Below are 19474 nucleotides of genomic sequence, written 5' to 3' on the forward strand. Positions count from 1 at the left end.
CCAGCGGCGTCATTCGACACTCTGGCGCGTGGTGACGGGTACCCAGGCCGCGCTCTTCACTTCGTAGAGCGTCGAGCTGGGCTGCTTCAGGTCGCCGTTCGGCATGAAGGCGATGGTGCCGGTGATGCCGTCGTAGCGGGTGCTCTTGAGCGCCGCGTTGTAGACCGCCGGCGCGGTGCTGTTGGCCTTCTGCATGGCGCGGATCGCGATCCAGGCGGCGTCGTAGGCGAACGGCGCGTAGGCCAGCATGTCCACGCCGTACTTGCGGCGGAAGTCGGTCGCGAAGGTCTTGCCGCGTGCCAGGCGCTCGAGCGGCTGGCCGTATTCCCAGACCGAGGCGCCCTCGCCGGCCGGGCCCGCGAGCTTGATGAAGTTCGCGTTCATCACGCCGCCGCCGGCCAGGAACTGCGCGCGCATGCCGAGCTGGCGCATCCGCTTGACCAGCATCGCGGCCTGCGCGTCGAGCCCGCCGAAGAACACCAGGTCGGCATTGGTGCTCTTGATGCGGGTGAGCTGGGCGCTGAAATCGACCGCCTTGTCCGACACGAATTCGCGCGTCACCACCGTGCCGCCGTTGGCCTTGACGGCCTTCTCGAACTGGTCGGCCTCGCCCTGGCCGAAAGCGGTGCGATCGTCGACGATCGCGATGCGTTTGGCCTTGGTGACGGCCGCGGCGTATTCGCCCGCGTTGCCGGCGTTCTGGATGTCGTTGGCGATCACGCGATAGACCGTGTCCAGCCCGGCGCGCGTGATGTCGGGATTGGTGGCGGCGGGCGTGAGCATCGGAATGCCGGCCTTCGCGTAGATCTTCGAGGCCGGCAGCGTGGTGCCGGAGTTGAAGTGGCCCACCACCGCGGCCACGTGGTCGTCCACCAGTTGCTGGGCGACCTGCACGCCGACGCGCGGGTCGCCCTGGTCGTCCTGCGAATCGACCACGAACTTCACCGGCTTGCCGCCGATCACCGGGTGCCCGGCATTGGCCTCGTCCACCGCCATCCGCACGCCGCTCTCGATGTCCTTGCCGTAGGCGGCGGCGCTGCCGGTCAGCGGGCTGGCCACGCCGATCTTGACGATTTCCTGCGCCAGCGCGGCCCCGGAAGCGCCCGCGGCACAGGCGAGCACGAGGGCGGACAGCACGGCGCGGCGGGCAAATCTCGGCGGGAATCTCATGGGACGCTTCCTTCGGGAACGGGAATCGGGGGCGGCGCCGGGGCGCCGGGGCGCTGTCGGCAGTGGACTTGCGGGTGCTGCCTGTGAGTCGGTGTCTTCCTGGTCGGGTCCGGCACGCTCGCGGCGTGCCAGCGGAACATGGGTCGATGGCGGCCGGCGCTGCCTGGCGGCCTGGCGGGAGCGCCGATTGTCGGCAGCCGGAAACGGCGGATCAAACGACTTCCACGCACCACCTCTTGCACTTTGCTCATCAAGCCCGGCACCGCAAGGCGCGCCGGGCCGCGCGGCCGGCTCAGCGCCCCGCGTTGGCGGTCATCTTGAAGATGCCCTGGGCGTTGCCGGCGTCGAAACGCAGGTCGAGCTTCCATTGGTGCGTCGCGCGGTCGAACTCGCGCTTGCGCGTGATGAATTCGTAGAACGAGCCCGGCACGCTGCGCGAGAGGATGCGACCCTCGGCGGTGCGGAACTGGCGCTCCACGATGTCGGCGCGATAGGCGGTCTGGAACACGCGGCCCGAGCGCGAGCGCTCGACTTCCGGCTTCATCGGCCGGCCCTTGGCCTTCTCGGCCTCGGCCAGCGCGAACACGTCGGCCACGCGGTCGGTGGCGTGGTTGAAGGCATTGCCCTCGGTGGCGATCCAGGCCATCTCGGCCGATTCGGCCAGCAGCAGCTCGTAGTCGTCGACGCTCGGCACCTCGTGCTGGCGCGCGAAGGCGCCGACGATCGCCGGCAGCAGCCGGTGCGCGGCCTCGAGCGGCAGCGTGCCGTCGCGCTCCAGCTCCCAGAGCAGGCCGAGCGCCTCGGGCGTGAGCGGGTCGCGCGAGGTGCGCAGCACGCGGCTGACCGCCTGCTGGAATTCGGTCGAGAAGCGTTCGGGATGAAGCTCGCTGACGAAGAACTGCGCGATGTCGTCGGGCGCGTCCTCGTGGGCGTAGGCGCGGCCGGTCATGCCGAGCTTGTCGAGCGGGTAGCGGCCGTTCAGGCGAAAGCCCAGCGGGCGCAGGATCCGCGCGAAGGCGGCCTCGCCCGGCGGCAGCGCGCCGGTCTCGCGCCAGCGCACGGTGCGCAGCGCGCCGTGGTCGAAGAACACCGAGCCGCCGGCTGCGATCGCATCGCGCGTGTAGTCGCGGCCGTTCGGCGAGCGCTCCAGCAGGTCCTCGAACAGCGCCATGTTCATCGCCTGGGCCAGCTCGGCGCGCGTGACCGTGCCGTCTTCCCAATCCGCCAGCAGCGGCGGCAGGTTCAGCGTGGCGAACAGGGCGTCGGTCTTCGGCTCGCCGAGCAGGGTGGTCAACAGGGCTTGCAGGTTCGAATTGCGCATCGGGGATCTCGTCGGGGTCTCTGGCCAGCCGGCCTCGCCGCGCGGGCGGCGCATGGGCTGGCTTGCTCCGGACGCATTATTCGAAATGGCCGCGGCCGGCGTAAAGCGAGATAAAATTGCCACTTGATGCGTTTTCGGAATCAACATGCGCAAATTCAAGATCCCGAACATGGGCGCGCTGCTGGCCTTCGAGGCGGCGGCCCGCCACCAGAGCTTCACCTACGCGGCGCGCGAACTGTTCCTGACGGAAAGCGCGATCTCGCGGCAGATCGCGACGCTGGAGGCCAGCCTCGGCGTGCGCCTGTTCGTGCGCGCCAAGCAGCGCGTGGTGCTCACGCGCGCGGGCCGGCTCTACAGCACCCAGGTGCGGCGCGCGCTGGAGAACCTCGACCGCGACACGCTGTCGATCATCGCGCACGGCAGCGGCGGCAGCTACCTGGAGCTGGCGGTGCTGCCGACCTTCGCCTCTCAGTGGCTGATCCCGCGCCTGAAGGATTTCTACGAGCGATGTCCCGAGGTGCGGGTCAACATGGGCGCGCGCACCGGCATCTTCTCCTTCGAGGAGTCGCACTTCGAGGCGGCGATTCATTACGGCAAGCCGACCTGGCCCGGCGCCGCGGCCGACTACCTGTTCGGCGAGGAAGTGGTGCCGGTGTGCGCGCCGGCGCTGCTGAGGAAGGCGGTGCGCAAGCCGCACGAGCTGCTGGCCTATCCGCTGCTGCACTCCACCACGCGGCCCGACGGCTGGTCGCGCTGGTTCGGCGCGCTCGGCGTGGAGGACCACGGCACCATGCAGGGCGACCGCTACGAGCTGCACACCATGCTGATCAGCGCGGCGGCGGCCGGGCTCGGCATCGCGCTGGTGCCGAAGTTCTTCGTCGACGGGCGCGAGGCGCAGCTGGGCGTGGTGGTGCCCTACGCGGTGCCGGCCGCCGCGCGCGAGGCGATGCGCGACGACGCGGCCTATTACCTCGTCTACCCGACCGAGCTGAGCCACAGCAAGCCGCTGGAGGCGTTTCGCGAGTGGCTGCTGGGGCAGGCGCGCGAGTATGCCGAGGCGCAGCAATGAAGGGGAATGATCGGCCGTGATCCTGGATCTTTCCCCGACCACCCTGGACGACGTCGAGGCGCTGGTGGCGATCCGCATTGCGGCGATGCGCGAGAGCCTGGAAGCGCTCGGCCGCTTCGATCCGAAGCGGGCGCGCGAGCGCTTCCTGGCCGGCTTCACGCCGGCCGATTGCCGCTTCGTCGAGGCCGACGGCGTGCGCGCCGGCTTCGTGCTGCTGCGTCGCCAGACGCGACCCTGGCTGCTCGACCACCTCTATATCGAGCCGGCCATGCAGGGCCGGGGCATCGGCGCGGCCGTGCTGGCGGCGATCTTCGCCGAGGCCGACGCGCAGGCCGCGCCGATCCGCGTGGGCGCGCTGCGCGGCAGCGCCTCGAACCGCTTCTACCAGCGGCACGGCTTCGTGTGGACCGACGAGGCCGAATGGGATATCCACTACCTGCGCGAGCCTCGCGACGGCCCGCGCCGCTGATCAGGCCGCCGCCCCCTCCACCACCCGAAACCACGACACGGCCGCGTGCAGGCTCTCGCTCTGCCGCTCCAGCGAGGCCGAGCTGGCCGAGGCCGATTCGACCAGGGCCGCGTTGTGGGCCGTGCTCGCCTCCATCTGCACCACGCTGGCATTGACCAGCTCGATGCCCGCCGACTGCTCGCGCGAGGCCAGGCTGATGTCGGCCATGATGGCGTTGACGCTGCGCACCGCGCCGAGAATCTCGTCCATGGTCGCGCCGGCCTGGCCGACCAGCGCGCTGCCCTCGCCGACGTTCGTGCTGGAGGCCGAGATCAGCTCCTTGATCTCCTTGGCCGCCGCGGCCGAGCGCTGCGCGAGCTGGCGCACCTCGCTGGCCACCACCGCGAAGCCGCGCCCCTGGTCGCCGGCGCGGGCCGCCTCGACCGCCGCGTTGAGCGCGAGGATGTTGGTCTGGAACGCGATGCTCTCGATCACGCCGACGATGCCGACGATGCGCGTCGAGCTGTCGGCGATCGCGTCCATGGTGCGCACCACGCGGCGCACCACCTCGCCGCCACGGGTGGCGATCTCGGAGGCGCGCGTGGCCAGCGCGCTGGCGTCGTGCGCGTTGTCGGCATTCTGGCGCACCGTCGCCGTCAACTGTTCCATGCTGGCCGCGGCCTGCTGCAGCGAGGAGGCCTGCTGGCCGGCTCGCGCCGACAGGTCGCGATTGCCGCCGGCGATGTCGCGCGCGTCGAGCCGGATCGCGTCGGTGCCCTCGCGCACCTTGCCGACCACCCCGGCCACGTGGCCGCGCATCTCGTCGAGGGCGGCCAGCAGCCGGTCCATCTCGTTGCCCCGGCCGATCTCGATGCGCCCGGTCAGGTCGCCCGCCGCGATCCTGGCGAAGTGCCCCACGGCCGCGTCGATCGGCCCGACGATCGCGCGCGCCAGGCCGCGATGCGCGATGAAGCCGGCCACCAGCGCCACCAGCGCGGCGATGCCGAAACCCGCCAGCGTCATGTCGAAGCGCCGCGCGGCCTGCTCGAAGCGGGCGCGCTGGCGCTCGACCTGGAAGGCCTCCAGCGCGGTGAGCGCCTGCTGGTACTCGTCGAACCAGGCGCTGGGCATGTCGCGCTGGGTGCCGAGGAAGTCGACCAGGTTGTCGCTGTCGAGCTGCTTGAGGCCCTTGGCGAAGGCCTGCGACAGCAGCCGGTCGCGCCGGGCCAGCATGGTGTCCAGCAAGCTCTTCTCGGCCGCGTCGGGCGCGTGCAGGGCGCGATAGGCATCGAGCTCGCGATTGCTCTCGTCGAGCAGCGCATGCAGGCGGCGGATCTCGTCGCCGGCCGGCTTGCCCGCGCTGATGATCTGCTCGACGTTGCCCAGGCCCACGCGCAGCATCAGCATGCGCTCGGAGCTGGTCTTGAGGTGCACCACCGAGGCGGTGTCGTCGCGGTACATCGCGTCGAGCGCGCCATTGCTCTTGACGAGCGAGAACGCGGCAGCCGCGATCACCAGCATCAGCAGCGCGGTACAGCCGGCAATCGTGGCGGCGAGCCCGCCGCGGATCGTGAGGGTTCGGGACATGGTCGGCATCGAGGAATCGGACGGAACGGCGGCCTGGGCGAGCCGCGAACGCCGGCCGTGCCGGCAGCGCGCCTCATGCCGGAGTAACGGAATCGCCGATTTTTGACTTTTGCCGCGAAGCGACGGGAACCCGTCCAATTGCGCCATGCGGCGCGCCTCCGGTTTGCCCGGTCGTGCGCGCCGCCACCTCCGCCGCCGCGTGGGTTCGGGGTTTTGCCGCCTTGCCGGGTTGCCGCCCGGCGGCCTTGCGGCTGGACCGCCGCGATGCCGCGAGTCGCGTATCGCGATCCCTGCCGTTCAGCCCACGCCGCTCACTGCGCGTCGTCGGCCGCGAAGGCGATCTCCTTCTGCGCCTCCAGTTCGGCGAGCCGCGCCGTCAACGCCTCGTGGATCAGCCGGTAGGCGCCGCCGCCGAGCACCAGCCGCCGCGGCGCCGGGCTCTGCTCGACGCTGGCGATCATCGCGTCCACCGCCTTCTCCGGCGACAGCGGCAGGCGATAGGTGGACGGCGAGCCCAGCGCGCGCCGCCGCGTGCCGACGATGGTGTCCTCGTAGACCTCGAGCGGCGTGGCATTGTCCAGGCCGTGGATGAAATTCGTATGCGCGCCGGCCGGCTCGACCAGGGTGACCTCGATGCCGAACGAGGCCACGTCCTGCACCACCGCCTCGAAGAAGCCCTCGATCGCCCATTTCGAGGCGTGATAGGCACACAGCCCCGGCAAGGCGATCTGCCCGCCCATCGACGAGACCTGCAGGATGCGCCCGCCGCCCTGCGCGCGCAGATGCGGCAGCGCCGCGCGCGTCACGCGGATCGAGCCGAGCACGTTGGTGTCGAGCTGGCGGCGGATCTGCGCGTCGGACAATTCGTCGGCGGCGCCGAAGGCCGCGTAGCCGGCGTTGTTGACCAGCACGTCGATCCGGCCAAAGGCCTCGAAGGCCGCGTCGACCACCGGGCCGATCCGGTTCGCGTCGGTCACGTCGAGCGCCTGCACCCACAGCCGCTCGCCGTGGCGCTCGCGCAGCGCGTCGAGCCGCGCCGGCTCGCGCAGGGTGGCCGCCACGCGGTCGCCGCGTTCGAGCAGCTTCTCGGTCAGGATCCGGCCGAAGCCGGTCGAGGTGCCGGTGATGAACCAGGTCTTGCTTGCACTCATTGCTACGCACTCCTCAGGCAGGGACGCGGTGCGGCGGGCACGCGGCTTGCCGAACGTGTCGCGCGAGACGGCTCGGCATCCCGCCTGTCCGCTTGCGTGATATACGCGCACATATGGCGCCGCATCCACGCCGGGCTCGCCGAGCCCGTCGCGGCAAGCCTGGCAGCCGTCGGCCCGCGCCGCGGTGGAAAGCGTCCATGATCGTCGATCGCGCCGGCGCGCATTGATGAGTTTTCCTCTACGAGGCTTGAAGCAAATCGGGACGGTCACGAGGCCGCCAACGGCGGTTTAATGAGCTTCGCGCGCGATCCCTCGCGCGCCCCCCCGCTCCCCTCAATACGCCTCGATACGGTAATCCGCCCATGACCGCCGACTCCAAACCGACCGCCCACGACCCCGGCAACGCCGCCAGCCCGCCCGAGCGCGCCACGATCTCGCGCCGCCGTTTCCTGCAGGCCGGCGCCTCCGGCGTGGCCACCGCCGGCAGCGGCGGCTGGCTCGCCAGCGCGGCCGCCGCCGAGCCCCAGCCGGCCATCGAGGAGACGCCCGCGCCCGCCGAGGCGAGCGCTCCGAACCTGCGCTTCAGCGTGAACGGCGTGGCGCGCGAGCTGCGCGTGGCGCCGAACGCGATCCTGCTCGACGTGCTGCGCGACTCCCTGCAACTGACCGGCACCAAGAAGGGCTGCGACCACGGCCAATGCGGCGCCTGCACGGTGCACGTGAACGGCGTGTCGGTGAACTCCTGTCTGTCGCTCGCGCTGATGCACGAGGGCGACGAGGTGACCACCGTCGAGGGGCTGGAGCGCAACGGGCGCCTGCATCCTGTCCAGCAGGCCTTCTGGGAACACGACGCCTACCAGTGCGGCTACTGCACGGCCGGCCAGATGATGAGCGCGGTGGCGGTGCTGCGCGACGCGCGGATCCCCGCCGACGACCATTCGCTGCGCGAGGCGATGAGCGGCAACATCTGCCGCTGCGGCGCCTACCGCAACATCGTGGCGGCGATCCAGGACGCCCGCGCCAAGGGCGGGAGGCAGATCTGATGCGCAACTTCGACTATGTCCGCGCCGACTCGGTCGCCAATGCGATCGCCGCCCGCGCGCAGGAACAGACCGTCTACCTGGCGGGCGGCACCACCCTGCTCGACCTGATGAAGCTCGACGTGATGCGCCCGGCGCGCGTGGTGGACATCCACAAGCTCGCGCTCGACCGCATCGAGACGCTGCCCGACGGGCGCATGCGGATCGGCGCGATGTTGAGCAACACCGAGCTGGCGCGCGACGAGCGGATCCGCCAGGCCTACCCGGTGCTGTCGCAGGCGCTGCTGTCCGGCGCGAGCACCCAGCTGCGCAACAAGGCGACCACCGCCGGCAACGTGATGCAGCGCGTGCGCTGCGGCTACTTCCGCGACGGCGTCTCGCCCTGCAACAAGCGCGAGCCCGGCTCGGGCTGCGCCGCGATCGGCGGGCTGAACCGCAACGTGCACGCGGTGCTGGGCGGCAGCGAGCATTGCATCGCCGCGCATCCGTCCGACATGTGCGTGGCGATCGCCGCGATCGGCGCGCAAGTCCACGTGCGCGGCCCGCAAGGCGAGCGCGAGATCGACTTCCTCGATTTCCACCTGCTGCCCGGCGCCACGCCCTGGCGCGAGCACGCGCTGGAGGACGGCGAGCTGATCACCCACCTCACGCTCGACGCGCCGCTGGCCGGCGGCCGCGGCGCCTACCTGAAGCTGCGCGACCGCGCCTCCTACCAGTTCGCGCTGGCCTCCTGCGCGGCGATCGTGGTGACGAACGGCGGCACCATCGAGCGCGCCCGGCTCGCGCTGGGCGGGGTGGGCACCCGGCCCTGGCGCGCGCATGCCGCCGAGGCTTCGCTGGCCGGCCAGCCGGCCACGCTCGACAGCTTCGCGCGGGCCGCCGCGCTGGCGCTGGAAGGTGCGCGCTCCTACGGTCAGAACGGTTTCAAGATCGCGCTCGGCCAGCAGGCCGTGGTGCGCAACCTGCAGACCCTCACCGCCTGAGGCGCGCCATGCCCACCTCGAACCGATTCCCCCTTTCCTCCCGGAGCCCCGCATGAGCGAGACCCTCGTGGGCCAGCCGGTCAAGCGCGTCGACGGCCGCCTGAAACTGACCGGCGCCGCGCCCTACACGGCCGACCAGCATCCCGCCGGCATGGTGCACGCCTATGGCGTGTTCAGCACCATCGCCAGCGGCCGCATCCTGCGCATCGACACGCGCGAGGCGCGGCGCGTGCCGGGCGTGATCGACATCCTCCATCACGAGCACGTGCCGCGCCTGTATCGGCCGAAGAAAAGCCCGATCGCGATCCCGACCATCCTGCGCGCCACCATCACCGACGAATCGCGGCTGCCCTTCGAGGACGCCACCGTCAACTACGCCGGCCAGTTCGTGGCGCTGGTGATCGCCGATACCTTCGAGCACGCGCGCGAGGCCGCGATGCGCGTGGCGGTGAGCTACGCCAGCCAGCCGGCGGTGGCCACGCTCGACCAGGGCCTCGCGCAGAACGGCACGCGCGACGGCGGGCGCGGCCATGCGCGCGGCGAGCCGGAACCCGCCTTCGAGGCCGCCGCCTACCGGGTCGACCTCACCTATCGCACGCCCGTCGAGACCCACAACCCGATGGAGCTGCACGCCACCGTGGCGAGTTGGGAGGATGGACGTCTGCACGTCTACGAGGCCTCGCAGGGCGTGACCGTGCATCGCAACACGCTGGCCAGCGTGTTCGGGCTGACGCCCGAGCAGGTCACCGTGGAGGCGCCCTTCATCGGCTCGGGTTTCGGCAGCAAGCTGTTCATGTGGCCGCATTCGGTGGCGGCCAGCGCCGCCTCGCTGGCGGTGGGCCGCCCCGTCAAGCTGCTGGTGCCGCGCGCGCAGATGTTCACGGCCACCGGCCATCGTCCCGAGACGAAGCAGCGGCTGCGCCTGTCGGCCGATGCCAATGGCAAGCTCAGCTCGCTGCGCCACGAGTCGATCAACAGCACCGCCATGACCGATTCCTTCACCGAGAACTGCGGCGGCGTCTCGCGCGTGCTCTATTCCTGCCCGAACGTGCTGGTGAGCCACCAGACCACGCGCGTCAACCGCGGCTGCTCGACCTCGATGCGCGCACCCGGCGCGGCGCCGGGCCTGTTCGCGCTGGAATCGGCGATCGACGAGCTGGCGCTGGCGGCCGGCCAGGACCCGCTCGCGTTCCGCCTGGCCAACCTCTCGACCCAGGACGAGGCGGCCGGGCTGCCCTGGTCGAGCAATCACCTGCCCGAGGCGATCACCACCGCCGCCGAGCGCTTCGGCTGGGCGCGCCGCAACCCCGCAATCGGCTCGATGCGCGACGGCCGCGAGCGGATCGGCTACGGCATGGCCGCCTGCAACTGGGACGCCTATCGCACGCCGGCCGAGGCGCGCGTGCAACTGAACAGCGAGGGCAACGCGCTGGTCACCTGCGCGATCCAGGACATCGGCACCGGCACCTACACGATCGCCGCGCAGATCGTCTCGGAACTGAGCGGCCTGCCGATCGAGCGGATCCAGGTGCGGCTCGGCAGTTCCGCGTTCCCGGCCGCGCCGATGTCGGGCGGCTCCTGGGCCACCGCGAGCGTCTCGCCGGCGATCGCCGAGGCCACCCGCAACGCGATCCTGCAGCTCAAGCAGATCGCCGTGGCCGAGGGCGCGCCCTTCGCCGGTGCCAAGCCCGAGGCGCTGGGCTTCGAGCAGGGCGTGCTGAGCGACGGCAAGCGCCGCATCGCCTTCGACGCGCTGCTCAAGTCGCGGCGCCTGGCCAACGCGGAAGGCTTCGCCAGTACCTCGGCGGCGCCGGCCGGCAAGTTCTCGTTCCGCTCCTTCGGGGTGCATTTCGTGGAGGTGCGCTGGGATCCGGGCATCTCGCACCTGCGGGTGGCGCGCGTGGTCAGCGCGATCGACGTGGGCCGCGTGATGAACCCGCTCACGGCGCGCAACCAGGTGGAAGGGGCGATCGTGATGGGCATCGGCATGGCGCTGTTCGAGGCCACCGAATACGATCCGCGCACCGGCCTGCCCGGCAACAACAACTACGCCGAGTACCCGGTGCCGGTGCATGCCGACCAGCCCGACATCGAGGTGATCTTCCTCGATCATCCGGACCTGGCCTTGAACGAGTTCGGCGCGCGCGGGGTGGGCGAGATCGGCATCACGGGGCTGGCGGCGGCGGTGGCGAACGCGGTGCATCACGCCACCGGGCAGCGCGTGCGCGAGCTGCCGATCACGCTCGACAAGCTGATCGATCCGGCCGCGCCGGTCTTCGCCTGAGCCGGCGGGCAGCGCGCCTCAGCCCGGCGTGCCGCCCGTCAGGCCGATCACGAAATCGAGGAAGGCGCGCGTGCGCGCCGGCAGGTGCTGGCGCGAGGGGTAATAGGCATACAGCGGGAAACGCTCGTCGGCCCAGTCGGGGAACAGGTTGACCAACTGCCCGGCGGCGATCATCGGCTCGACCGCGAAGGCCAGCATCTGCGCCACGCCGAGGCCCGCCACGCAGGCGCGCACATGCGCGGCCGGATCGTTGACGATGAGCCGGCCGCGCGCCTCCACCACCAGGTGCCGGCGCTTGCGCCGGAACTCCCAGCGATAGGGGCGCCCCGTCTCGGGATTGCGGAACTCGATCACGCGATGGCCCTCGCCGGCCAGGTCCTCGGGCCGCAGCGGCCGGCCGTGGCGCGCCAGGTAGGCGGGCGCGGCCACCGTCACCACGCCGGTGTCGAACAGCTTGCGCGCGACCAGGGTGGAAGCCTTCGGCTCGCCGAACTGGATCGCCAGGTCGAAACCCTCCAGCACCAGGTCGCCGACCGTATCGCGCGCGATGACCTCGACGTCCAGCCCGGGATGCGCGGCCATGAAGCGCTCGAGCGGCGCGCCCAGCACCAGCCCGTAGCAGACCGGATCGAGGTTGACGCGCAGCCGGCCGCGCACCACCGCCGCGTCGCCGGCCGCCGCCGCGGCCGCCTCCTCCAGGCCCGCCAGGTGCGGCATGACCTGCTCGTAGAAACGGCGCCCCTCGTCGGTCAGCGAGACCGAGCGCGTGGTGCGATTGAACAGGCGGATCTTCAGGCGCTTCTCGAGCCGGGCGATGGCGCGGCTGACGCCGGGCGGCGTCATGCCGATCACCTCGGAGGCGGCCGCGAAGGTGCCGGTGTCGACCACGGCCGCGAACACGCTGATTCCGCCGGACAGGTTCTCGTGACGCGATGGCATCGGGGTGAACCGGCGCGGGCCGGGCGTGAGGGAGGATGGCGCAAAGGTATCACGAGCCGAAGGCCGCCGATCGATGACGCCATGTCATCAATGCCCTGACCCGGCGGGCCTGGGTCGCGCGCGGGCGAGCCCGCACAATCCGCCTCATTCCCGGCCGGGCCCGGGTCACCGAGGGGCGCCGGCATCGGCTCGCGCCCCGCTGCGAGAAGGAATTCCCCATGTATGCGATCACCGGCATCACCGGCAAGGTGGGCGGCGCGCTCGGCCGCCAGTTGCTCAGCGAGGGCCGCCCGGTGCGGGCCGTGGTGCGCGACGCCGGCCGCGCCGGCGACTGGGCCGCGCGCGGCTGCGAGATCGCCACCGCCGAGATGGACGACGCCCGCGCGCTGGCCGCCGCCTTCGAGAACGCGCGCGCGGTGTTCGTGCTGCCGCCGTCCGACTTCGATCCCGAGCCGGGTTTTCCGAAGGCGCGCCGCATCATCGACGCGGTGGTGGCGGCGCTGCGCGCGGCGCGGCCCGAGCGCGTGCTGTGCCTGAGCACCATCGGCGCGCAGGCCGGCGAGATGAACCTGCTCACGCAGCGCGGGCTGATGGAGCAAGCGCTGCGCGAGTTGCCGATGCCGGTCACGCTGCTGCGGCCCGGCTGGTTCATCGAGAACGCCAGCCGCGACATCGAATCGGCGCGCGAGCACGGCCTGATCGCCAGCTTCCTGCAGCCGCTGGCGCGCCCCGTGCCGATGAACGCCACCGCCGACGTCGGGCGCGTGGCGGCGCGGCTGATCCAGGAAAGCTGGCAGGGCCTGCGCGTGGTCGAGATGGAAGGGCCGCGCCGCCTGAGCCCGCACGATCTCGCGGCGGCCTTCTCGCGCGTGCTCGGCAAGCCGGTGCAGGCCGAGGCGGTGGACCGGCGCGCCTGGGACACGCTGTTCCGCGCGCAGGGCATGCGCCATCCGCTGCCGCGCATGCGCATGCTCGACGGCTTCAACGAAGGCTGGATCGACTACGAGTGCACCCACGGGCCGATCCTGAAGGGCGAGGTGGAGGTCGACGCGGTGCTGCGCGAGTTGATCGCGCGAGCGGGGTGAGGCGCCGGCAGCGCGCCAGCCGAACGCCTTGACGACGGGTCAGGCCGCTCGATGACCGTGCCGCATCGCCACCGGCACGGTCGCCGCCGCCTCGGCGCGCTGGACCACGTCGTCCGCCTCCGCCTCTGCCTCTGCCTCCTCCCGCGCCCCTTCCTCCATCAACACCCCCTCCCACTTCGCCACCGCCGCCGAGGCCACCGCGTTGCCGATCACGTTGGTGGCGGTACGCCCCATGTCGAGGAAGTGATCCACGCCCATCACCAGCAGCAGGCCCGCCTCGGGAATATCGAACTGGCCCAGGGTGGCCGCGATCACCACCAGCGAGGCGCGCGGCACCGCCGCCATGCCCTTGCTGGTCAGCATCAGGATCGCCAGCATCGACACCTGCTGCGCGAAGGACAGGTGCACGCCGTACGCCTGCGCGATGAACAGCGTGGCGAAGGTGCAATACATCATGGTGCCGTCGAGATTGAAGGAATAGCCGATCGGCAGCACGAAGCTGGCGATGCGCTTGGGCACGCCGAAGCGCTCCAGTTGCTCCAGCGTCTTCGGATAGGCCGATTCGCTGCTGGCGGTGCTGAAGCCGAGCAGCATCGGCACGCGCATGTACCGGATCAGCGCGAACACGCGACGGCCCAGCAGGGCCCCGCCGGCCAGCACCAGCAGCAGCCAGAGCAGCAGCAGGCCGCCGTAGAACTCGCCCATGAAGCGTCCGTAGGTGAGCAGCACCGACAAGCCGCGCGAGGACACCACGTTCGCGATCGCGCCGAACACGGCGATCGGCGCGAGCGCCATCACGTAGCCCGTCACCTTCAGCATCGCGTGCGCCACCTCGTCGAGCAGGCGCACCACCAGCGCGCCCTTGTCGCCGAGCGCCGTGAGCCCGGCGCTGAAGAACGCGGCGAACACCACGATCTGCAGGATCTCGTTGCCGGACATCGCCTGCACGATGCTGCTCGGCACCAGGTGCGCCACGAACTGGTTCAGCGACAGCGCGCCGGCATTGAGCCCCGAGCTCGCGTTGGCCGGCGGCAGCGGCAGCCCCAGCACGGCGCCGGGCTTCAGCCAGTTCGCCAGGCACGCGCCCAGCACCAGCGACAGGAACCCGGCCGCCATGAACCAGCCGAGCGTGCGCAGGCCGATGCGGCCGGCGGTACGCACGTCGCCGATGCGGGTGACGCCGGTCACCAGCGTGCAGAACACCAGCGGCGCGATGATCATCTTGATCAGCCGCAGGAACACGTCGGCGAGCAGCGAGAAATAGCCGCCGAAGCGAGCGGCCTGGTCGGCCGGCAAGCCGGCATGGCAGGCATAACCGGCGGCGATGCCGAGCAGCATGCCGGCCACGATGCGGGCGGTGAGCGGAAACTTCATGAGGAACTCCTGGGCGTTCGCGGGCGAACGCGGGTAGCAAGACGGCGGCTCAATGTCCTGAAACGAGCCGCGTGTAGGCGAGACAGGCCACCGCCGCATCCTGCAGCGCGATGCCGACGGCCTTGTAGATGACGATGTCCTCGGCGTCCCCGGCACGGCGCTCGCCGGCCGCGATCACCGTCGACAGGTCGACCAGCGGTCGGCGCTCGACCAGCTCGCGCGGCGGCAGCAGCAGGTCGCCGGTTTCGAGCGGCGTCTGCCGGGTCCAGTCGACCACCAGCCGCGAGGCGCGTTGCAGCGAGGCATCGTCGATCTCGCGCTGGTCCGGCCGCGTCGCGCCGATGCTGGCGACGAAGGCGCCGGGCCGCAGCCAGTCGCCGCGAAGCACCGGCTCGGATGCGCGCGTGGCGAGCACCACGATGTCCGCCGCGGCGGCTTCGCGCGCCTCGACCACGCGCGTCCCGATCCCGTGGCCGGTGGCGATCTCCTCGGCCAGCGCGCGAGCACTTGCCTCGTCCGGGCTGTGGATGCGCAGCTCGCGCAAGCCCGGCCGCGCCGCGAAGGCCAGCGCATGCGCGCGAGCCTGGATGCCGCTGCCGAACAGCCCGAGGCTGGCGCTGCCCGGGCGCGCGAGGTGCTCGGCGGCCAGCAGCGTGGTGGCCGAGGTACGGAAGCCGGTGATCGAATCGCCTTCGAGCAGCGCCACGAGTTCGCCGTCGTCGAGCGAGAACAGCGCGATGTAGAAACGGAAACGTCCGTCGATGGTCGTGTAGAGCTTGCTGGCCGCCAGCCGCGCCGAGCCGAGCATCGCGCTCATCGCGCTGAACTTCAGGTCGGCCAGGCCGATCCGCGCGCGCGGCTGCACGCTGGCGCCGCCGTTCGCCATCTCGAGGTAGGCCCGGCGGATCGCCTCGACCGAGGAAGGGATATCGAGGCAGCCGGCCACCTGGGCATTGGTATAGGTCTTCATGCGCGCGGCTCCAGCGTGGTCGGTTCCACCGCGCCGCTGATCCAGCAGCCCGCCTCGGGATTGCCCGGCTCGCGCAGGGCCACGCCGATGCTCGACGGCCGGCCCATCGCGACGCCCTGGCGGATCGTGATCGCCGTCTCGCCGGCCGGCAGCAGGCCGTGGTGCAGCGCGCCATACAGGGTCGCCGCCGCCGCGATGCCGGTGGCGGCGTCCTCGGGATAACCGGAGCCGCGCGGGAACTGCCGCGCCTGCAGGACCAGCGGCCGGGCCGCTTCGATTGCGAAGGGATAGAGTCCCGTCGATCCGAGCGCGTCGCACAGCGCGCGCACCGCGTCGAGCCTGGGCGCGATCGCATGGAGCCGCTCGACCGAGCGGATCGGCACCAGCGTCTTGGTGCGGCTGGTGCGGGCGTTGACGATGCCATGCGGGCCAAGCGCGTCGGCATCGAGGCGCAGCACCTCGCGGATTGCCTCGAGCAGGCCCGCATCCTCGACCGGCTGCACGCTGCCGCGCGGCTGGCTCACGTCGATACGTCGCGCCGCTTCGTCGTAACGCAACTCGACCACGCCGCTCAGCGTCTCGACGCGGGCCGTCGCGCCGGTCCAGCGGCCGGTCTCGCGCAGCAGCCACATCGCGCCGAGCGTGGCATGCCCGCACATCTCCATCTCGTGCTCGGGCACGAAGAAGCGCAGCCGGCACAGGTTGCGAGGATCCTCAGGCATGCAGACGAAGGCGCTTTCGTGACCATAACGCGCCGCCACCGCCTTCATGGCCTCGGCCGGCAGCGTATCGGCATCGAGCACCACGGGCGCCGGGTTGCCGCCGCCGGCACCGGCCGGGAACACGCTGAGGAAATGCGGCCGCGGATCGCCGCGATCGTTCGCGACGCCCGCCGACGCGGACAGGATTCCAACAAGACTCATGAACTGGCTCCCACGTAAAAGTGGCGCCAGCATGCCGAAGCACAAAAAAACGGTCGCGCCCGATCGGGCCAGGCATCGAGCACGATCGGGCCAGCCGCGCGCCGGGCCCGTCGCGCGGGGGCCGCGCCGCCCCGGCGTTTTCCCTGTGCCGAGCGAGCGGCCCGCTCATTTCACGAATCCGCCGCCGGCTTCGTGCTAGGCGGCCGCGCATGCTCGCGAGCGTTTCAAAAACCTGTTTGGAGCGGGCGCGCGGTTGATTTCCAGGCAGCCCGTCATCCAGAATCCTCGCGACGGGTTCGAGACGCCCGCCCGAGAAGAACCACATATTCCGGCCAATTCGTTCCCGTTTCGATGCAATCGATCGCTTTGCAGTCCTGTTGAAACTACATAAACGAAACAAACTCACAGAGGGACTTCTCGCATGTCATCCAAACTCTCCCTGGCCGCCGCCGCGGCCGTGTCCTGCCTGCTGGGCCTGGCCGCGTCGCCGGCCAGCGCCGGGCCGGCCACCGTTTCCGATCCGTTCTACAGCTACACCGGCAACACGCCCCTGGCATCGATTCCGGCCGGCACGGTGCTCAAGACGCGCGAGGTCACCTATCACGTGGCCGGCATCCCGACCGCGCTGAAGGCCGAGCAGTTGCTGTATCGCACCAACAACGCGCAGAACCAGCCGGTGGTCAACGTCACCTCGGTGATCCGCAGCCAGGTCAGCAACGGCCACGCCATCTCCTACCAGTCGGCCTACGACTCGCTGAACCCCTACGACGAACCCTCGCAGGTGATCGCCGGCGATCGCGACATCACCAAGTTCGTCAATCTCGGCACCCTGATCTACAGCGCCGAATCGATCCCGCTCTCGGCGCTGCTGCTGCTCGGCTACAACGTGATCGTGCCCGATACGCAAGGCCAGACCGCCGACTTCGCGGCCGGCCCCGAATACGGCATGACCACGCTCGACTCGATCCGCGCGGCGCTCAATACCTCGTCCACCGGCCTCACGCCCGCGAGCAAGGTGGCGATGATCGGTTATTCCGGCGGGGCGATCGCCACCAACTGGGCCGCGCAACTGGCGCCGAGCTACGCGCCCGACGTCAACAAGCAGCTGGTGGGCGCGGCCGAGGGCGGCGTGCTGGTCGACCCCGCCCACAACCTCAAGTACGTGGACGGCAGCATCGTCTGGGGCGGCGTGGCCGCGGCCGCGCTGGCGGGACTCTCTAGAGGCTTCGGCTTCGACCTGACGCCCTACCTGAGCGATACCGGCGTGGCCGTGTTCAAGGACATCCAGAGCCAGTCGCTCGCCTACATCCTGCCGAGGTACACGGGCCTGCGCTGGAAGACCCTGTTCAAGCCGCAATACGCGAACGACATCAACAGCATCCCGGTGTACGTGACCTACGCCAACAAGGTGAACGCGGGGCTGGCCCCCTCGCCGACCATCCCGATGTACATCGGCCAGGGCACCATCGGCATCGTGGACGGCACCTTCAGCCTGCAGGTGGGCGACGGCGTGATGCTGGCCCACGACGTGCGCGCCCTGGCGCAGAAGTTCTGCGCGAGCGGCACGCCGGTGGTCCATGTCGAATATCCGCTCGATCACTTCGGCTCGGTCGCGACCTGGGCCGCCGGCATGCTGCCCTGGCTCTACGATCGCTTCGCCGGCAAGCCCGCGCCCAGCACCTGCGCGCTGACGGCCCTGCTGCCGAGCAGCTCGCTGGCGCCGGAAACGCAGCACTGAGCGACGCGGCACGCGCGCCGATAACAAAAAAACGCTGTCGCCCAGGGGCGATCCGCCGTCGCGGATCGCCTTCTTCATTTTCCTTCACCGCCCCCGTCCGCCCGCTCCGCCGTCACGGCCGAATGCCATAATCGAGCCTGCCCGACATTCAAAAAGACGTCCCCGGAGAATTTCCATGCAGAACCTCGACAATCCCTCGCACGACCGCGAGGTCGGCGTCGCCGACGCGACCCAGGACACCACGCGCATCGACGACGTGCGCATCGGCGCGGTGCGCCCGCTGATCTCGCCGGCGCTGCTGCAGGACGAGCTGCCGGTGCCGCAGGCCACGCAAACCCTGGTCGAGGACACCCGCAAGGCGATCGGCGACATCCTGCACGGCCGCGACGACCGCCTGCTGCTGGTGGTGGGCCCCTGCTCGATCCACGATCACGACCAGGCGCTCGACTACGCGCGCCGCCTGAAGGCCGCCGCCGACACGCGGCAGGACGAGCTGCTGATCACCATGCGCGTCTACTTCGAGAAGCCGCGCACCACGGTGGGCTGGAAGGGCTACATCAACGATCCGCGCCTGGACGGCAGCTTCCGCATCAACGAAGGGCTGCGCGCGGCGCGCCACCTGCTGCTCGACATCAACGCGCTGGGCCTGCCGGCCGCCACCGAGTTCCTCGACCTGCTGAGCCCGCAGTACATCGCCGACCTGATCGCCTGGGGCGCGATCGGCGCGCGCACCACCGAGAGCCAGAGCCATCGCCAGCTCGCCTCGGGTCTGAGCTGCCCGATCGGCTTCAAGAACGGCACCGACGGCGGCGTGCAGGTGGCCTCGGACGCGATCGTGGCCGCGGCCTCCAGGCATGCCTTCATGGGGATGACGAAGATGGGCATGGCCGCGATCTTCGAGACGCGCGGCAACGACGACGCGCACGTGATCCTGCGCGGCGGCAAGAACGGCCCGAACTACGACGCGGAGCACGTGGAAGCCTGCTGCGCGGTGCTGCGCAAGGCCAGCCTGCGCGAGCAGGTGATGGTGGACTGCTCGCACGCGAACTCGAACAAGTCGCACGAGCGGCAGATCGAGGTCGCGCAGGACCTGGCGGGGCAGCTCGCGCAGGGCGAGCAGCGCATCGTCGGCGTGATGGTCGAGAGCCATCTGGAGGCGGGGCGCCAGGACCTGAAGCCGGGCGTGCCGCTCAAGCGCGGCGTGTCGATCACCGACGCCTGCCTGAGCTGGGCGCAGACCGAGCCGGTGCTGGACGTGCTGGCCGATGCCGTGCGCCGGCGGCGCGCGCATTCGCGCCAGGCCTGAGCGCGGAGGCGGCGGCATGGCGCGGCGGTAGTCGGACGACTCGGCTGCCGCTGGCGCGCTCGCGCTTGCCGGCCGCCGGCCGGCGA

General features: G+C 70.9%; 16 protein-coding genes. 8 read left to right on the forward strand and 8 right to left on the reverse strand.

All coding sequences use genetic code 11. The annotated features are described in order from the left end of the window. Nucleotides 1–9 precede the first annotated feature (9 nt). Both F3J18_RS19745 and F3J18_RS19750 read right to left on the reverse strand, forming a co-directional pair. Entirely contained in the window at nt 10–1170 is a 1161-nt protein-coding gene (locus F3J18_RS19745; RefSeq protein WP_025097794.1) for a branched-chain amino acid ABC transporter substrate-binding protein, read from the reverse strand. Nucleotides 1171–1462: 292 nt separating this feature from the next. Beyond that, nucleotides 1463–2491 (reverse strand): DUF1338 domain-containing protein, encoded by a 1029-nt coding sequence (locus F3J18_RS19750; protein WP_166913735.1) that lies wholly within the window; start codon nt 2489–2491, stop codon nt 1463–1465. A 145-nt stretch (nt 2492–2636) separates the two neighbouring features. Here F3J18_RS19750 and F3J18_RS19755 point away from each other — a divergent pair, with 145 nt between their 5' ends. Together F3J18_RS19755 and F3J18_RS19760 are read left to right on the forward strand one after the other, a co-directional pair. Then, on the forward strand, nt 2637–3560 hold the full coding sequence (locus F3J18_RS19755) for a LysR substrate-binding domain-containing protein (protein ID WP_166913737.1): 924 nt from the start codon (nt 2637–2639) through the stop codon (nt 3558–3560). Nucleotides 3561–3576: 16 nt separating this feature from the next. After that, complete coding sequence (locus F3J18_RS19760) at nt 3577–4029, forward strand: GNAT family N-acetyltransferase (RefSeq protein WP_345791182.1); 453 nt, start codon at nt 3577–3579, stop codon at nt 4027–4029. Here F3J18_RS19760 and F3J18_RS19765 read toward each other — a convergent pair whose 3' ends face one another. Next, on the reverse strand, nt 4030–5595 hold the full coding sequence (locus tag F3J18_RS19765) for a methyl-accepting chemotaxis protein (RefSeq protein ID WP_166913739.1): 1566 nt from the start codon (nt 5593–5595) through the stop codon (nt 4030–4032). A 311-nt stretch (nt 5596–5906) separates the two neighbouring features. Beyond that, nucleotides 5907–6746: an SDR family oxidoreductase gene (locus F3J18_RS19770; RefSeq protein ID WP_166913741.1), complete on the reverse strand. Its 840-nt coding sequence runs from the start codon at nt 6744–6746 to the stop codon at nt 5907–5909. A gap of 362 nt (nt 6747–7108) precedes the next feature. On the opposite strand from F3J18_RS19770, the gene F3J18_RS19775 reads away from it, so the two are divergent. The 3 genes from F3J18_RS19775 to F3J18_RS19785 are packed head-to-tail and all read left to right on the forward strand — an operon-like array spanning nt 7109 to nt 11053. Then, nucleotides 7109–7789: a (2Fe-2S)-binding protein gene (locus F3J18_RS19775; RefSeq protein WP_205195501.1), complete on the forward strand. Its 681-nt coding sequence runs from the start codon at nt 7109–7111 to the stop codon at nt 7787–7789. Further along, on the forward strand, nt 7789–8769 hold the full coding sequence (locus tag F3J18_RS19780; RefSeq protein ID WP_166913743.1) for a xanthine dehydrogenase family protein subunit M: 981 nt from the start codon (nt 7789–7791) through the stop codon (nt 8767–8769). The genes F3J18_RS19775 and F3J18_RS19780 overlap by 1 nt, the downstream gene beginning before the upstream one ends. A 52-nt stretch (nt 8770–8821) precedes the next feature. Then, a complete protein-coding gene (locus F3J18_RS19785; RefSeq protein ID WP_166913745.1) occupies nt 8822–11053 on the forward strand; it encodes a xanthine dehydrogenase family protein molybdopterin-binding subunit in 2232 nt (743 codons plus the stop codon). Between the two features lie 18 nt (nt 11054–11071). Here the strand turns inward: F3J18_RS19785 and F3J18_RS19790 are convergent, their stop codons facing one another. Beyond that, nucleotides 11072–11992, reverse strand: coding sequence for a LysR family transcriptional regulator (locus F3J18_RS19790; protein WP_166913747.1), 921 nt, complete (start codon nt 11990–11992; stop codon nt 11072–11074). A 218-nt stretch (nt 11993–12210) separates the two neighbouring features. On the opposite strand from F3J18_RS19790, the gene F3J18_RS19795 reads away from it, so the two are divergent. After that, on the forward strand, nt 12211–13077 hold the full coding sequence (locus F3J18_RS19795) for an NAD(P)H-binding protein (RefSeq protein WP_166913749.1): 867 nt from the start codon (nt 12211–12213) through the stop codon (nt 13075–13077). 39 nt (nt 13078–13116) lie between these two features. On the opposite strand, the gene F3J18_RS19800 is transcribed toward F3J18_RS19795, so the two are convergent. Genes F3J18_RS19800 through F3J18_RS19810 form a run of 3 tightly spaced genes read right to left on the reverse strand, consistent with a single transcriptional unit; the run spans nt 13117 to nt 16344 of the window. Then, the gene (locus F3J18_RS19800) at nt 13117–14451 is read right to left on the reverse strand and encodes a dicarboxylate/amino acid:cation symporter (RefSeq protein WP_166913751.1); all 1335 of its coding nucleotides are present in this window, start codon (nt 14449–14451) and stop codon (nt 13117–13119) included. A gap of 49 nt (nt 14452–14500) precedes the next feature. Next, nucleotides 14501–15421 carry an NAD(P)-binding domain-containing protein gene (locus F3J18_RS19805; RefSeq protein ID WP_025097806.1) on the reverse strand — a complete coding sequence of 307 codons (921 nt, stop codon included), beginning with the start codon at nt 15419–15421 and terminating at the stop codon, nt 14501–14503. After that, nucleotides 15418–16344, reverse strand: coding sequence for a PhzF family phenazine biosynthesis isomerase (locus F3J18_RS19810; protein WP_205195502.1), 927 nt, complete (start codon nt 16342–16344; stop codon nt 15418–15420). The genes F3J18_RS19805 and F3J18_RS19810 overlap by 4 nt, the downstream gene beginning before the upstream one ends. A gap of 421 nt (nt 16345–16765) precedes the next feature. On the opposite strand from F3J18_RS19810, the gene F3J18_RS19815 reads away from it, so the two are divergent. Both F3J18_RS19815 and F3J18_RS19820 read left to right on the forward strand, forming a co-directional pair. Then, nucleotides 16766–18082, forward strand: coding sequence for a lipase family protein (locus tag F3J18_RS19815; protein WP_025097808.1), 1317 nt, complete (start codon nt 16766–16768; stop codon nt 18080–18082). A gap of 175 nt (nt 18083–18257) precedes the next feature. Further along, nucleotides 18258–19388 carry a 3-deoxy-7-phosphoheptulonate synthase gene (locus F3J18_RS19820; RefSeq protein WP_166913753.1) on the forward strand — a complete coding sequence of 377 codons (1131 nt, stop codon included), beginning with the start codon at nt 18258–18260 and terminating at the stop codon, nt 19386–19388. Nucleotides 19389–19474 lie beyond the last annotated feature (86 nt).

The sequence above is a fragment of the Burkholderia sp. Ax-1720 genome, assembly GCF_011753035.1.
In the GTDB taxonomy this organism is placed as follows: domain Bacteria; phylum Pseudomonadota; class Gammaproteobacteria; order Burkholderiales; family Burkholderiaceae; genus Burkholderia; species Burkholderia gladioli.